The sequence below is a fragment of the Shewanella sp. H8 genome, from assembly GCF_040285065.1.
GTDB classification, from domain to species: domain Bacteria; phylum Pseudomonadota; class Gammaproteobacteria; order Enterobacterales; family Shewanellaceae; genus Shewanella; species Shewanella polaris.
In genome coordinates, this window is sequence record NZ_CP157213.1 from 181,817 (window position 1) to 195,830 (window position 14,014).

Annotated in this window: 11 protein-coding genes and 1 tRNA gene; 6 read left to right on the plus strand and 6 right to left on the minus strand. The window is 39.3% G+C overall.

Features of this window, described 5'->3' with window-relative positions; translation table 11 throughout:
- Positions 1-35: 35 nt before the first annotated feature.
- Positions 36-112, plus strand: a tRNA-Asp gene (locus tag ABIS04_RS00760).
- A gap of 437 nt (positions 113-549) precedes the next feature.
- Here ABIS04_RS00760 and ABIS04_RS00765 read toward each other — a convergent pair.
- Entirely contained in the window at positions 550-1,188 is a 639-nt protein-coding gene (locus ABIS04_RS00765) for a GGDEF domain-containing protein (RefSeq protein WP_240778418.1), read from the minus strand.
- A 908-nt stretch (positions 1,189-2,096) separates the two neighbouring features.
- Between ABIS04_RS00765 and ABIS04_RS00770 the strand changes: the two genes are divergently transcribed.
- Complete coding sequence (locus tag ABIS04_RS00770) at positions 2,097-3,371, plus strand: CinA family nicotinamide mononucleotide deamidase-related protein (protein WP_140232982.1); 1,275 nt, start codon at positions 2,097-2,099, stop codon at positions 3,369-3,371.
- 186 nt (positions 3,372-3,557) lie between these two features.
- Here ABIS04_RS00770 and ABIS04_RS00775 read toward each other — a convergent pair whose 3' ends face one another.
- Complete coding sequence (locus tag ABIS04_RS00775; RefSeq protein WP_140232984.1) at positions 3,558-4,739, minus strand: flagellar assembly protein T N-terminal domain-containing protein; 1,182 nt, start codon at positions 4,737-4,739, stop codon at positions 3,558-3,560.
- A gap of 4 nt (positions 4,740-4,743) precedes the next feature.
- The gene (locus ABIS04_RS00780; protein ID WP_140232986.1) at positions 4,744-5,472 is read right to left on the minus strand and encodes a flagellar basal body L-ring protein FlgH; all 729 of its coding nucleotides are present in this window, start codon (positions 5,470-5,472) and stop codon (positions 4,744-4,746) included.
- Positions 5,473-6,107: 635 nt separating this feature from the next.
- On the opposite strand from ABIS04_RS00780, the gene ABIS04_RS00785 reads away from it, so the two are divergent.
- Positions 6,108-6,833: a hypothetical protein gene (locus ABIS04_RS00785; protein ID WP_350432262.1), complete on the plus strand. Its 726-nt coding sequence runs from the start codon at positions 6,108-6,110 to the stop codon at positions 6,831-6,833.
- Positions 6,834-6,941: 108 nt separating this feature from the next.
- A complete protein-coding gene (locus ABIS04_RS00790) occupies positions 6,942-7,397 on the plus strand; it encodes a flagellar biosynthesis protein FlgP (RefSeq protein WP_350432263.1) in 456 nt (151 codons plus the stop codon).
- A gap of 63 nt (positions 7,398-7,460) precedes the next feature.
- Here ABIS04_RS00790 and ABIS04_RS00795 read toward each other — a convergent pair whose 3' ends face one another.
- From ABIS04_RS00795 to argE, 3 genes are all read right to left on the minus strand, one after another.
- Entirely contained in the window at positions 7,461-8,000 is a 540-nt protein-coding gene (locus ABIS04_RS00795; protein ID WP_137223841.1) for a DUF1439 domain-containing protein, read from the minus strand.
- On the minus strand, positions 7,997-10,645 hold the full coding sequence (ppc, locus tag ABIS04_RS00800; protein WP_137223840.1) for a phosphoenolpyruvate carboxylase: 2,649 nt from the start codon (positions 10,643-10,645) through the stop codon (positions 7,997-7,999). The genes ABIS04_RS00795 and ppc overlap by 4 nt, the downstream gene beginning before the upstream one ends.
- Positions 10,646-10,797: 152 nt before the next feature.
- The gene (argE, locus tag ABIS04_RS00805; protein WP_350432265.1) at positions 10,798-11,949 is read right to left on the minus strand and encodes an acetylornithine deacetylase; all 1,152 of its coding nucleotides are present in this window, start codon (positions 11,947-11,949) and stop codon (positions 10,798-10,800) included.
- Between the two features lie 266 nt (positions 11,950-12,215).
- On the opposite strand from argE, the gene argC reads away from it, so the two are divergent.
- Together argC and argB are read left to right on the plus strand one after the other, a co-directional pair.
- Complete coding sequence (gene argC / locus ABIS04_RS00810; protein ID WP_350432267.1) at positions 12,216-13,196, plus strand: N-acetyl-gamma-glutamyl-phosphate reductase; 981 nt, start codon at positions 12,216-12,218, stop codon at positions 13,194-13,196.
- A gap of 30 nt (positions 13,197-13,226) precedes the next feature.
- Positions 13,227-14,006 carry an acetylglutamate kinase gene (gene argB / locus ABIS04_RS00815; RefSeq protein ID WP_350432269.1) on the plus strand — a complete coding sequence of 260 codons (780 nt, stop codon included), beginning with the start codon at positions 13,227-13,229 and terminating at the stop codon, positions 14,004-14,006.
- Positions 14,007-14,014: the final 8 nt, after the last annotated feature.

Consider the following 14,014-nt stretch of genomic DNA (forward strand, 5'->3'; position numbering starts at 1 on the left):
AAGCATTTAGCATCGTGCGTAAGCAATTTGCTAAAGGAGCGGTAGTTCAGTTGGTTAGAATACCGGCCTGTCACGCCGGGGGTCGCGGGTTCGAGTCCCGTCCGCTCCGCCAATTACATCGAAGCCTCGTCATTAGACGAGGCTTTTTTGTATCTGCAATAAACAAGATAACAGCTTAGCTTATTAATTTTCCGTTATACAAGTTCCATTCATTATGTGCTCAATCAATCAGAATCACTCAGGTTTTCAGTTTGAGGTGCATTGTTAAAAGAATGGTTATTCCACAATGCAACAACGAAATGGTACACAAAGTGGCCCATCTCGTATGTTGGACAGATGTAGGTTAGCATCCACCAGTCAAATCGAAGCCTTGCTATTAGATAGACGAGATTATTTGTTTCACATCATGGAACAAATCAGTTGGATAGAACGTCAGTTATTTCCATCATAGCGATTTAAATTTATGACTAAATTATCATTGCCTTGTTCTTGTAGCGCGGTAGATGACCCGTGCTACGCGATCTTCTCATAAAGTATGAATTGGTATATTTATGTGCATACTTGATTTCTTCCACTATCTTTTGCTTTGTAAAGAGCTTTATCCGCTTCTTTCATACATTGCTCAAAGTTTTGGTCTACTTGATGTTGAGCACAACCAATTGAGACTGTGACGTTAACTGTTGGTTGTTTCTCAGATATTTTTTTATTACGTTTCTTAGTGGCGTTTTTATCTTGCTTCCCTTTCCGTTTTTCTTCTCTGAGTACTATGTTGTACTTTTCTATGTTAACTCTAACTTGGTCTAAATCAGATAATACTCGTTGAATCTCTTTGCTAGGGAATACAATGGTGAACTCTTCACCGCCATAACGAAAGGCTTTACCACCGCCAGTGACTTGAGCCAATTTAGCAGCGACTAATTTAAGAACTTGATCGCCAACGTCATGGCCATAGGTATCGTTGAATTTTTTAAAATGATCAATGTCGACCATAGCTACAGAGTATTTCCGCCCTAATGAGAGGCTTAAATTGAATAAGGCTCGCCTAGAGGGTAATCCTGTCAGTTCATCTCGGTAAGCGAGAAAGTATGAATCGATTAAAACAGTAGCCAAGAAGAAAAAGGCGATCATATTAAGTAGCACTGATAACGGTAGCCAATTGGGAAAGCTAAAATGAATTAGCCATAACAAAAAGGTTATTCCGAGACTGGTATGTAGAAGATTACTGTTCCAGCATAATTTGATGAATAAAATTGTACCTATGAAATATAGCGGCAATCTAGAGAAGTTACTTGCTGATAGAAATGGCAGATAAGTTTGATGCAGAGTTAACATTTGTTGTGAGTAGCTGCTTAGCATCAGTATCCATAAATAAGCAGTTAAAAAGCAGGTTAAGATGATTCCAACTCTCAATAAGCTATGCACACTAATGAGTCCACGGTCTTTTATAAAACTGAAAACCGTAATAATTAATCCACCGGCGATCAATATCAATTCATTTTGTTTGGGATTAAAAGTTGAGTTTTGACTGAATACATAAAAGATCAGTAATAGCACACCAATGTAACTTAACCGGCTTCGATTAAATTGGAGTGAGATAATTGTGGCACAACCTAATAGCCAATAAGGCATATATTGGATAGTTTTTTGCCAATTTAACCAAAATTCTTGAAAGTGCTCAATAAGTCCAAGAAGGATTGCTGTAATTAACAGCGGTATTAGTAGGTAACGACAAGAATGATAGAAACTGCTCAAAAAAATCTCCAGAAATTTCGCTTACGACAGAATATGCCGAGACACAGATAAGACTGTAAGGTATTCATTGTCCGATAAAAAGTGTTCGACACTGTTTTTGTGATTGATTATGGTAAATCATGTCAGTTTGAGTGACATAAAAAATTATTACAGCACAAAAACAGAACAACTATTTGTTAACTCAAGGTTGTTGATGGTTTAGTGTTGAAAAATACCTTTATGCTTGCTATTGATTTACAAGTTACTTAAGTTAGCTGCTATTGAATATGCTTTAAGAATTAAGCTGATGATATTTAGGATACTCTTTATTTATTTGCTTAATATATTATTGTTGAGAGGCACACATGAAGTTAGAAATGATTTGTACTGGTGAAGAGGTCTTGTCTGGCCAGATAGTCGATACTAATGCAGCTTGGGTTGCTAATACCTTGATGGAATTGGGTATAGAAATGCAATACCGGGTGACGGTTGGTGATCGAATGGATGATCTGGTTGCTGTATTTCAAGAACGCAGTAAGCACGCAGATGTAATTATTGTAAATGGTGGTTTGGGGCCAACCAGCGATGATATGTCCGCATTAGCCATGGCTAATGCTAAGGGGGAAGACCTTGTTGAGAATGTTGAATGGCGTGAACATTTAGAAGATTGGTTTAGTCGCAACAATCGCGTTATGGCCAAAAGTAATTTAAAACAAGCTTGGTTACCCGCTTCTGCAGTAATGGTTGATAATCCTGTCGGTACCGCATGTGGTTTTAGAGTAAAGCTGAATAATGCTTGGTTGTTTTTTACACCTGGTGTGCCATTTGAATTAAAGCACATGATTACCGAGCAGTTTATTCCATTTATTACAGAAGAGTTTGGTATCCAACAAAAGTCTGCTTTAGAAAAACTACTGACTATCGGCCATGGCGAGTCATCATTAGCCGATACACTGTCAGAGATCACTTTACCAGCAGGGATAGAGTTAGGCTATCGCTCTTCAATGCCACATATTGAAATTAAGATATTCGCACGTGGTGATAAAGCTATACGTCAATTACCAGATGTAACCAAGCAGGTTAAAGCCTTATTGGGCTGTGCGGTTGTTGCTGAGAATCGAGCAACATTGTCAGAAGAGATCCATCATCGTTTATACCAGTCCGGTTTAAGTCTTAGTGTGGCAGAGTCTTGTACTGGTGGCATGATCACCAGTCAATTAATCGATTTTGCCGGAAGTTCATCATACTTGCATCATGGATTAGTGACTTACAGTAATGAGTCTAAAGTGAAAGTATTAGGCGTTAATCCACAGATTTTAGATGATCATGGTGCAGTGTCTATTCCTACCGTTGAAGCAATGGCACAAGGTGTGAGAGGGATCTTAGACAGTGATTTTGCGTTAGCCACTAGCGGTATTGCGGGCCCTGATGGAGGAACCGATGACAAACCTGTAGGGACAGTTGCAATAGCATTGGCAACTAAACACGGGGTATACAGCCAAATGGTGAAATTGCCAAAGCGGTCACGTCAGCTTGTGAGGAGCATGAGTACGGCAATCGCTTACGATATGCTTCGCCGCGCATTGCTTGAAGAAGCCGTTATTGTTGATTACCCGTCAATTCCTCGGTTCGCAAAGTAAATCTATATTGTCTAGCTTGTTTGCCCTGAGAGTAAGCAAGTTAGATTTAATAACGAGGTTTGCTGATACTTTAGATAAGTGATCTCACATGGGTATTTATATTTTTAGGTAAAAACCACTGGCAGCATGTTCACTTGGATAAACATATTTGCTTCATTCATTGTGCCAGTGGTCATCGTTTCTATGTTATTGCGGGGCTGTAGTGACAACATCATAAAGGTCAATTTGATGTTGCTTCATGCCATTTAGGTCCTGTTTAGGTGGTACTCTTAATAGGCTTATTTTCTTACTTACCTGGACAACTTCTAAATATGTTGCTTCATTTGGTGGCATCAATGTAGTTAAAATGGTTTGATTCAATGGGATATTTTTAAGTTTAATGTGCTTAAACATATCGCCAGTTTTTACCCCATGCAATGTACCAATATTAATGGTGATAAATTCATCATCTTTATCGATTACCTTGGCTTTTGTTGCCTCACAACTCAGCGTCTCATTAATGTCCTTGGCCGCCTTGAAGAGCGTATCAACAATGGTTTGTCCATATTCACTTCGCCAAAAAAGACTGTTAGATAAATCGACTTGGTTAAATGAATTGAAACTCCAACCCCCTTCTCCGTGATATTCATTCTCTAATACAATACTGTCGCTGATCCTATCGTACATGAAGACTTTCATCGTAAAATTACGTTTAGGTGATGTCGTGCTATTGAGTAATCCTGATTTGGTTTCATTAAATAATCCTATGTCGCGTAGATAACCAAACACTAGATATTGACTCTGATATTGGCTGCTTAGTGCATGCGATATACGATTAACGGACCGTAAATTGACTGTATCCATGCTGGAATTTGGTTTAAACACCATTTGAGGTATGAGTTCTTCGACGAACACATTGGGTTGATTGATGAGCTCATTTTTAAAACGTGATACGACATGAAAAGGGAGTGTATAAATATCACCTGCAGCCGCTTGTGCTGGTGTTAATAATGGAAATTGAGCAATAACCAGTTGTTTCTGATATTGATCTTTAGTGCAATTCAAACTCGTTTGTAGATTTACCTTAATATTAATCGTTAATGTGTCATTGGCGACAGATTCATTAAGAATTTTTATCTCACTAATTTGGTGTTCTGATTGAATATTACTGGTGCTTTTACTCAAGATCCCATCAGAAACCGTGGTTTCAATTTTAATATAACTGCTTGCTTGTAATGAAGCATTCTCAATGGCTTGTTGGATAACTTTCTTTCGTATGTCATTGTAATCTTTACCATCAATAGGTGATGATGCTTGTCCTGTGTACCATTGAGCATACAAGGTTGATGGCATGAGGCATATTACTATGAGTAATAGAATTTTTGTCATGTCTTTACCCAAATATGTTGAGTAGTTTGCTGATCAATGACGGGTCTTGATTGTCTTGTTGTTCACCTTTAGCGCTGACTTCGATGATTGAATTGCCCACCATATTTGAGTTAATTGAGTGGTCTGGTGCAATATCGGTTATTCTGATTTCACCTGAAAACCTAACGTACTCATCACCTTTATTGAGTTTGAGCCATTTTTCTCCAGCAACAATTAAATTCCCATTAGGCAGTTTTTCTCTAACCGAAACCGTAATGGTTCCAGATAAAGAGTTATTTTGATTACTCTCCGATGAGCTATCGAAGCTTTTTTCTTGCGTATAATCAGCACTTAGATTATCTGTATTAATGTTAATATTTCCCGCTGTAATTGAAGGCGATAAAGCAAACTCATTAGAGTTATCTCTCTGATAACTTACAGATTTTTTCGATGTCATTTCTTCATTTAATCTAATGAGGATCATGTCGCCGATTTCATAGCGATTATTATTTTGATAGATACTGTATATATTATTTGGGTTAAATAGTGATCCTGTTATTTGAGGGACTTGTTGAATATTATTATTTCGAACAGGACGGAATTGGGGATCTCCTTTAATCGCTTCCTCACTATTTTCTACTACATTCATAGTAGTATTTTCTTTTACGGGGCTTTTTATTTCAGCTACTTCTGTCGTTGAACAAGCGGAAATACAAGTTAGAAATAGTGGCAATATAATTATTTTAAATTTCATTATTATTATAAGTGAGATTATTGTGGCTTCATTTTATATTTAACTTTATCGTATTTCCTAAGAATTATTCGAATTCTTCTTTATTTTTACTTGGGTTTACCTGAGTTTACTCATATTTACATACATTTACTTTTATTTGATTATCATACATTATCAGTTGATTATTAGATGTTTTCTATATAGTTTTACAAAATTTATTTTATGAATTTGTATATTGTGATCTTGGTTGTAGAATCTATTTTTCTAATTGCTGTATTGGGCCGGTAAGTATAATTAATAGTCAGTATTATTCGGTTTGGTATACGTTTATTTGATAAGAGTGGTTGGTGTATTTTAATTCAATATCAGTTTTTAATCGTTATTTTGCTCTCAGGCGTTGACTGATTTATATGGTTTTTTAAAATGCGGTTCGCCTAATTTTGATGTGGGTTGTATATTAAGTTAGAACCATAAATCTAACAATTATATTAGTAAAATAATAACTTAAGTAGTCAGTTTTTAATAAGTTATTTTTTATTATAATGCTTAAGGTTAATACTCGATTTTTTATATTAGCCTTTTTACATATTATAGTGCATTAAATATACGCTGTTGCAGTGTTGTATTTATGATTTCTATTAGTTGAGATAATAAAATTGAGCTTAGTTAATAATTTAGATACGACAACAAGTAATGTCAATAATGTTATAAGTCAGTCGCAGCCGGCTGTTGACTCAAGTAATGAACAAAACAGTTTTGGGACAATACTTGAATCGTTATCATCTGGTGCAGATACCATCAGTACATCGTTAACATCACTCACTAATTTTGACATTCTTCCTATCGACAGTTTTCAGAGTAAACTATTACTTGAAACAGGGCTCAGTGATGCAAATCTTTTGTCATTAAATGTATCTGACGATATGATTTCTCAGATGCAACAAGAGTTATTATCTTCATTACAGACAAGTATGATAAAAAATACTGCTGTAATGTCACCATCTTCAACGACTGAGTCAGCAGAATCAAGCGAAGGCATTACCACAACACCATTGGTAGACGGGATTAGTGATTCAAGTGTTTTAGATGACATTTACACATTTACATTTGGCGAGGATGGATTAGATCAAAATGATTTTTTTGATTCTATTAATGTGTTAAATCATATTCCTATAGTGTCTGATATCTATCAAATTTCTACAGACACCGACATAAGTCCGGTATCGAAACTAGTGGGCAGTATGCTCTATTCTGGCGCAATTGGAGTGGGTGTTACAGCGGTTGAAATGGGGCTAAATTATTTAACGGGCTATAGCACCAAAGACATCGTTGCCGATACTGGATTACTTTTATCATTAACCGATGAGCAAGACGACAGTTAGCCTCCGCACCCATTAATACCTGCCTTAGAATAAGATGGAGGGCTGAGATTATCTGCTATTTTGTGCTGAGTTATATTTTAATAAAACTAAAATGAGCGATCGCTATCAATGATAAAATATCTAACCGTACTGTGCTTGCTTATTTCGGGATGCAACTTACTTCAAGGTGAGTCTAGTCAGTATCGTCCTAGTGTTTTCCCTGTGTTAACTGCGGTGGGTTATGCACCGATAGATCGTCAACCAGCAGAACTTCGCTCTGAGCAAATTTTAATGGCAATGGAGTCATCAAAGATTTTGGCTTACCGAGAGTTAGCTGAACAAGTATATGGCCTACAGCTTAATTCCAGCACAGCAGTTCGAGATTGGTCGATGAAAAGCAGTGATACAAAAATATTGGTTTCTGGGTTGATTAAAGGCGCCCGAGTCGTTAAAACGTACCCTGTGGATGGATTTTATGTCACCGAATTAGAGCTCGACTATAAGCTGGTTTGGGATTTATATGAGCAATCTGAAAGTCCACAGCAAAATAGCATTTTAGTCATCGAACCTGTACAGAATTTTTAGACATTACTGAGCAATAATAAAAAAAGCACCTTAAGGTGCTTTTTTTAATTGCTGCGATAAACGTTAAAACTTCACTACTAATTTACCTTTTTGCACTGCTATCTCTTTGGTCATTTTAGCCATTAATGCTTGGTTACTGTCTCGAGTGTCAAGTGTGTACACTGGTTGATTTTCGAGATAATTACGCAAAAAGCCCATTAATTGTGGCGTCGCTTGGCTGATGTAACGTTCAATATCAGCAGGTTCTGACTCAACCTTGACTAAGTTTAGCTGACGAAGATAAACACTTTTAGTATTACTGTCATACCAAGGCACTGCTTCAAATGTCGTTTTTAGTTTGGCGTGTATCGGGAGTAATGGGTTATTCACCGTGATGACTGTTGCTGCTGTCACCGCCATAGTATTTGGCTTGGCGCCCAATACTACCTGCATATCATTTAGTTTAAGCGAGACTCCAATTAACCTGTTGCCTTGTTTTACCTCAAAATGCATATCTTTATTAAGATATTGCTCTATTTCTGACTCGGTGATGCTGTACTGACTGGCACAGCCAGTCAGTAGTAATAACAAACCAAGTCTAAGGGTTTTAACCAAGGTTATCATCCAGTGTTTCTCATTCCTGCTGCTACGCCGGCAATGGTCAGCATAAGTGCTAGTTGAACATCGGCAGATGGCTCAACTTCTCTACGTGTACGGGCTAATAGCTCGGTTTGTAAGAAGTTAAGTGGGTCGATGTATGGGTTACGTAATTTAACAGACTCACGACTCCAAGGAGTGTGTGCCATTAACTCTGTAGCCTGAGTTAATGATAATACCGCATCAATTCCTAATTGCAGGCGCTGACGTAGTTTTTCACCTAAATGATGTAGCTCTGGTTTGACTAAACATAGTTCGTAATACGCGGCTAGATGAGGCTCTGCTTTGGTGTAGACCATTTCTAGCATTGAAATACGGGTTTCAAAAAATGGCCATTGCTGTTCCATTTCACGAAGTAGTTCAAGCTCACCTCGATCTGCAGCGGCTTGCAAGGCTTCGCCAGCACCAAGCCAAGCGGGTAACATTAAGCGGTTTTGCGACCAAGCAAAAATCCACGGAATAGCACGTAAACTTTCAATACCGCCATCGACCTTACGTTTTGCAGGGCGACTGCCAAGAGGCAATTTCCCGAGTTCTACTTCGGGAGTGGCTGTTCTGAAGTACTCAACAAAGTCAGGCTCTTCACGAACAATACTGCGATAAGACTTTACAGACTCTTCAGCAATGCGTTGCATACAATCACGCCATGATTTTTTGGGCTCTGGTGGCGGTAATAGAGTTGCTTCTAATACGGCTGAGGTATATAGCGCTAAACTCTGTACCGCTAATTTTGGCAAACCAAACTTAAAGCGGATCATTTCGCCTTGTTCGGTTACGCGGATACGACCATCAACCGAACCTGGTGGTTGCGATAAAATGGCTTTATGAGCTGGTCCGCCCCCACGGCCGATTGAACCACCACGGCCATGGAATAGCATCAATTTAACGTCGGCTTTTTTACACACTGCAACTAACTGCTCCTGAGCACGATATTGCGCCCAAGCCGCAGCCATTACACCAGCATCTTTAGCTGAGTCAGAGTAACCAATCATCACTTCTTGCATGCCTTTAGTGTAACCTCGATACCAATCAATATTCAGTAGTGAAGTCATGCAATCGGCGGCACCCTCTAAGTCCGCTAGGGTTTCAAATAACGGTACTACACGCATTGGGTTAGTGCAGCCAGCTTCTTTTAATAGTAATAATACGGTTAATACATCAGATGGTTTACTCGCCATAGAGATAACATACGACCCTAAAGCATTGGCGGGTTGTTGGGCGACTAAATTACAGGTTCTCACAACTTCTGCTACGTCATCACTTGGTTGCCAATGTGTTGGGATCAATGGGCGCTTATTGGTTAATTCTCGTAGTAAAAACGCCTGTTTTTCATTCTCGTCCCAATGATTGTAATCGCCCATCCCCAAATAACGGGTGAGTTCGGCTATTACGTCGCTGTGGCGAGTTGCATCTTGGCGAATATCTAGACGTAGCATGTGAATACCAAAACAAGCTAAACGACGTAAGATGTCGAGTAACAGCCCATTGGCGATCAACTTCATACCGCAATCGCACAAGCTTTTATAAAGTAGTTCAAGTGGCTCAAGTAAATCTGTTTTGTGCCAAATTAATTCGCGGGTATCAACGTCAGGTTTTTTACCTTCAAGACGAGCATTAAGGTAATCGATAGTGTTTCGTAATTGGCAACGTAATTTACGCAATACTTCGCGGTACGGTTCTTTGCTGTTGTCTGTTAATGCTGATAATTCAGCATTAGCTTGATCCATCGACAGTTCGCCAAGCAAAGTAACAATATCTTTTAAGTACAATCTTGCTGCAGCATGACGATTACGGTCTAACACTTCTTGGGTGACGGTTGACGTCACAAAAGGATTACCGTCGCGGTCACCGCCCATCCAGCTTGAAAATCTTACTGGAGAGACATCAATAGGCAATTGTTGACCAGTCTTTTGCTCAAGTTGATCATTGAGTTGACGTAAAAAATCAGGAATAGCCTGCCATAATGATGTTTCGATAGTGCTTAAACCCCAACGTGCTTCATCAACAGGGGTTGGGCGTTCGCTGCGGATCTCGTTGGTATGCCAAATTTGCGCTATAAGCTGACGAAGGCGCAGGGTACTTTGTTTACGCTCGCGATCAGTCAGTTGAGAATTTTCTTGCTCAGTTAAGCAATCTACTACCGCAGCGTATTTTTGAATTAACGTACGACGAGAAATTTCTGTTGGATGCGCGGTTAATACCAAATCAATGTCTAAGTTCTTTAAGCTCTTAATAACATCTTTTTTATCTAAATCGGTATCAAGCATGCGTCCAAGAAGTTGTTCTACTGGGTCGGGCACACAAACTAATTCATCGCAATTGCGGCTAATGGTGTGAAATTGTTCTGCAATGTTAGCTAAATTCAAAAATTGGTTGAAAGCTTTAGCGAAGGGAACCAGTTGTTCATCGGGTAAGGAAGTTAATAACGCTAACATTTGCTCTCGAGACGCTTCGTCACCTTGACGAGATTTTTTCGCTAAAATACGAATTTGTTCTACTTTTTCTAAAAATGCATCACCTAAATGATTCTGCATTGTCTCGCCTAATATCTGGCCTAAATGCCCCACATTTGATCGAAGTGACGCATACATATCTGCCGTTTGCTCTGTCATACCTACTCCCGAAAAAAGAACGATTTTGCCTATAGCTTACTTATAACAATACTCAGCGTATTAATATTGGTCAATACACGAACTGACTGTTTGGTAATTTTATTTCGTAAAAATGTTACATTCATGTAATGACATAAAACCTAAATCAACAATCACTTAATACAAGCGTGATAAATCATTTTCTTAATTAAATCGACCGTTGGTGTTAAGTACTCTAAGCCAATAAATTCGTCTGGCTGGTGGGCTTGATTAATGCTTCCTGGGCCGAGAACCAGAGTTTGGCAACCTAGCTTGTTTATATAAGGTGCTTCAGTCGAATAATTCACCACTTCGGCTTCGTTACCAGACAGCTCTGCCACTAATTTAGTCCATGGATTATCTGCTTTTCCAGCAAATGATTCAGCCCCCGGATACAAGGTGCTGACACTTATACTACCAGGATACTCCTTACTGATATCAGATAAGTAGTGCAGTACCATTAATTCGAGTTCAGCTAACTCCATACCGGGCAATGGGCGAATATCTAAGTGCAAATCGCAGCAACCACAAATACGGTTAGCAGCATCACCACCATGAATATGGCCAAAATTCATGGTGGGGTAAGGCACTGTAAATGCATCTTCGCGGTAATTTTCACTTAAATGCTGCTTAAGTTTCATTAATTGACTAATCACTTTATGCATAATCTCAATCGCATTTAAGCCGCGGGCAGGATCAGATGAATGACCGCTACGACCAATGACATGGATCCCTTGAGCTATTTGTCCTTTATGCATGTATACCGGCTTTAAGCTGGTGGGTTCACCTATAACGGCAAAGTCAGGGGCGACAACCTTTGAATCCGCAAATGCTTTGGCGCCACTCATGGTCGTTTCTTCATCAGCACTAGCAAAAATAGTCAGTGGACGCTTAAATTGATCTAGCGGCATGTCTTTTAATGCTTCAAGTACTAAAGCAAAAAAACCTTTCATGTCACACGTTCCTAATCCATACCAACGATTGTTTTTTTCTACCATCTCAAATGGGCTTTGGCTCCATAGTCCTTCATCAAAAGGTACGGTATCGGTGTGACCGGCAAGCAACAATCCACCACTGCCTGAGCCAATTCTAGCTATGAGATTCTGTTTATTACGCGAATCGGCAACCGTGGGAGTTTCGCACTCAAAACCAAGTTCACTGAACCAATTTTGCAACAAGTTAATAACTGCATGGTTACTCATATCATGTTCAGCTTCGAGTGCGCTGATTGATGGCGCTGCAATCAGCTGTGTAAAACAACTTTTTAGATCTGGTAGTGTGCTCATGGGTTACCTTAAAAAATAATGTGTAAAATACTTATTCACATATATTGCATAATTAATATCTTGTGGTAGTCTAGCAAACAGCATTAACCGACACCATAAATAGAACGTTAGAAATGAAAATAAATATGTGCTTTCACACTGCTAAAACCACTATATCAATAATCAACGCGAACTTCCTGCGACGATAGTTAAATATTAGGCGGCTCCCGTCTAAATAGGCTATGCTGACACTTTCTCTCAATCATTATCAAAAAGAAACCAAACTTATGAAAAGCATCGCAATTATTGGCGCTAGTGGTTATACCGGCGCACAAATTACCTCGTTGATTAATGCCGACAGTAACTTCAGTGTACAAGGGTTGTATGTGTCGGAAAACAGTTTGGATAAAGGCCGTAAATTAGCCGATTTATATCCTACTTATAGCCATATGGCTTATACGCTATCGCCGTTATCGGATGAAGCAAAAAAGCAGATTGTTGCCGAAGCCGATGCAGTGATTTTAGCGACTGAGCATTCAGTAAGCTTAGAGCTTGCGGCATGGTTTTATCAACAAGGGCTAGCAGTGTTTGATTTAAGCGGAGCTTATCGTTTTGCCGATGTTGCTCAGTACCCTAAATGGTATGGCTTTGAACATACTCATCCTGAAGTGTTAGCTGAAGCGGTATATGGGTTAGCAGAATGGAATCGCGAAAAAATTAAACAAACCAGAATGATTGCCGTAGCAGGTTGCTACCCAACGGCGTCTTTATTGGCATTAAAACCACTTAAGCCGTTTTTAACGTCTATGTATCCGGTGATCAATGCCGTTAGTGGCGTCACTGGTGCGGGACGTAAAGCACAATTACACACTAATTTTTGCGAAGTCAGCCTAACACCATACGGTGTATTAGGTCACAGACATCAACCTGAAATTGCGACTCATTTGGGTCAAGAAGTCATTTTTACGCCACATCTAGGCAATTTTAAGCGTGGCATTTTGGCGACTATTACCGTACAGCTGAAACCGGGTACTACTGAAGCTGACATAGAAAAAGCCTATAGCGTATATGACAAAGAACCAATCGTGACGGTTAAACATAATATGTTCCCAAAAGTAGATGATGTTGTGCACACACCTAATTGTCATATAGGTTGGAAGTACGATGCTAATAGTGGTTATTTAGTGGTCGCTAGTGCGATTGATAATTTAATGAAAGGTGCTGCTAGCCAAGGGCTACAGTGCATGAAAATCCATTTCGGTGTGTAATCGAGTTGCATTAGCAAAGGAATAACAATAATGGCTACAAAATCAGTATTAGTGTTAAAAGTCGGTGGTGCATTACTTCAATGCGAAATGGGTATGGCACGTTTGATGACTGCTGCAGCAGAAATGCTTGCTGCGGGTCAACAAGTGATATTAGTGCATGGTGGCGGTTGTTTGGTTGATGAACAATTAACGGCTAATGGCAAAGAAACGGTTAAATTAGACGGTTTACGTGTTACGCCAGAAGATCAAATTCCTATTATTGTGGGTGCATTAGCTGGTACTTCGAACAAAATTTTACAAGCCGCGGCAGCCAAAGCCGGCATTATTAGTGTGGGCATGAGTTTAGGCGATGGCAACACCGTAACAGCTAAAATTAAAAATGAGCGTTTAGGGTTAGTGGGCGAAGTTGAACCAAAAGACGCCACCTATTTAAACTTTATTTTAAGCCAAGGTTGGATGCCAATTTGCAGTTCAATTGCTATTTCTAGCCAAGGTGAAATGTTAAACGTTAATGCAGACCAAGCAGCTACAGCCTTGGCCAAATTAGTCAACGGTACGCTAGTGCTGTTGTCCGATGTGTCCGGTGTGTTAGATGGCAAAGGCCAGCTAATTAGTAGCTTAAACAAAAGTGAAATCGAATACTTAGTCGCCCAAGGGGTGATAGAGAAAGGCATGAAAGTTAAAGTTGAAGCCGCTTTAGAAGTTGCTCAATGGATGGGAAAACCTGTGCAAGTTGCTTCGTGGCGCGATGCCGAACAGTTAAAAACATTAGTAAAAGGTGGGTCCGTCGGGACTCAAATACAACCTTAATGGAGTAG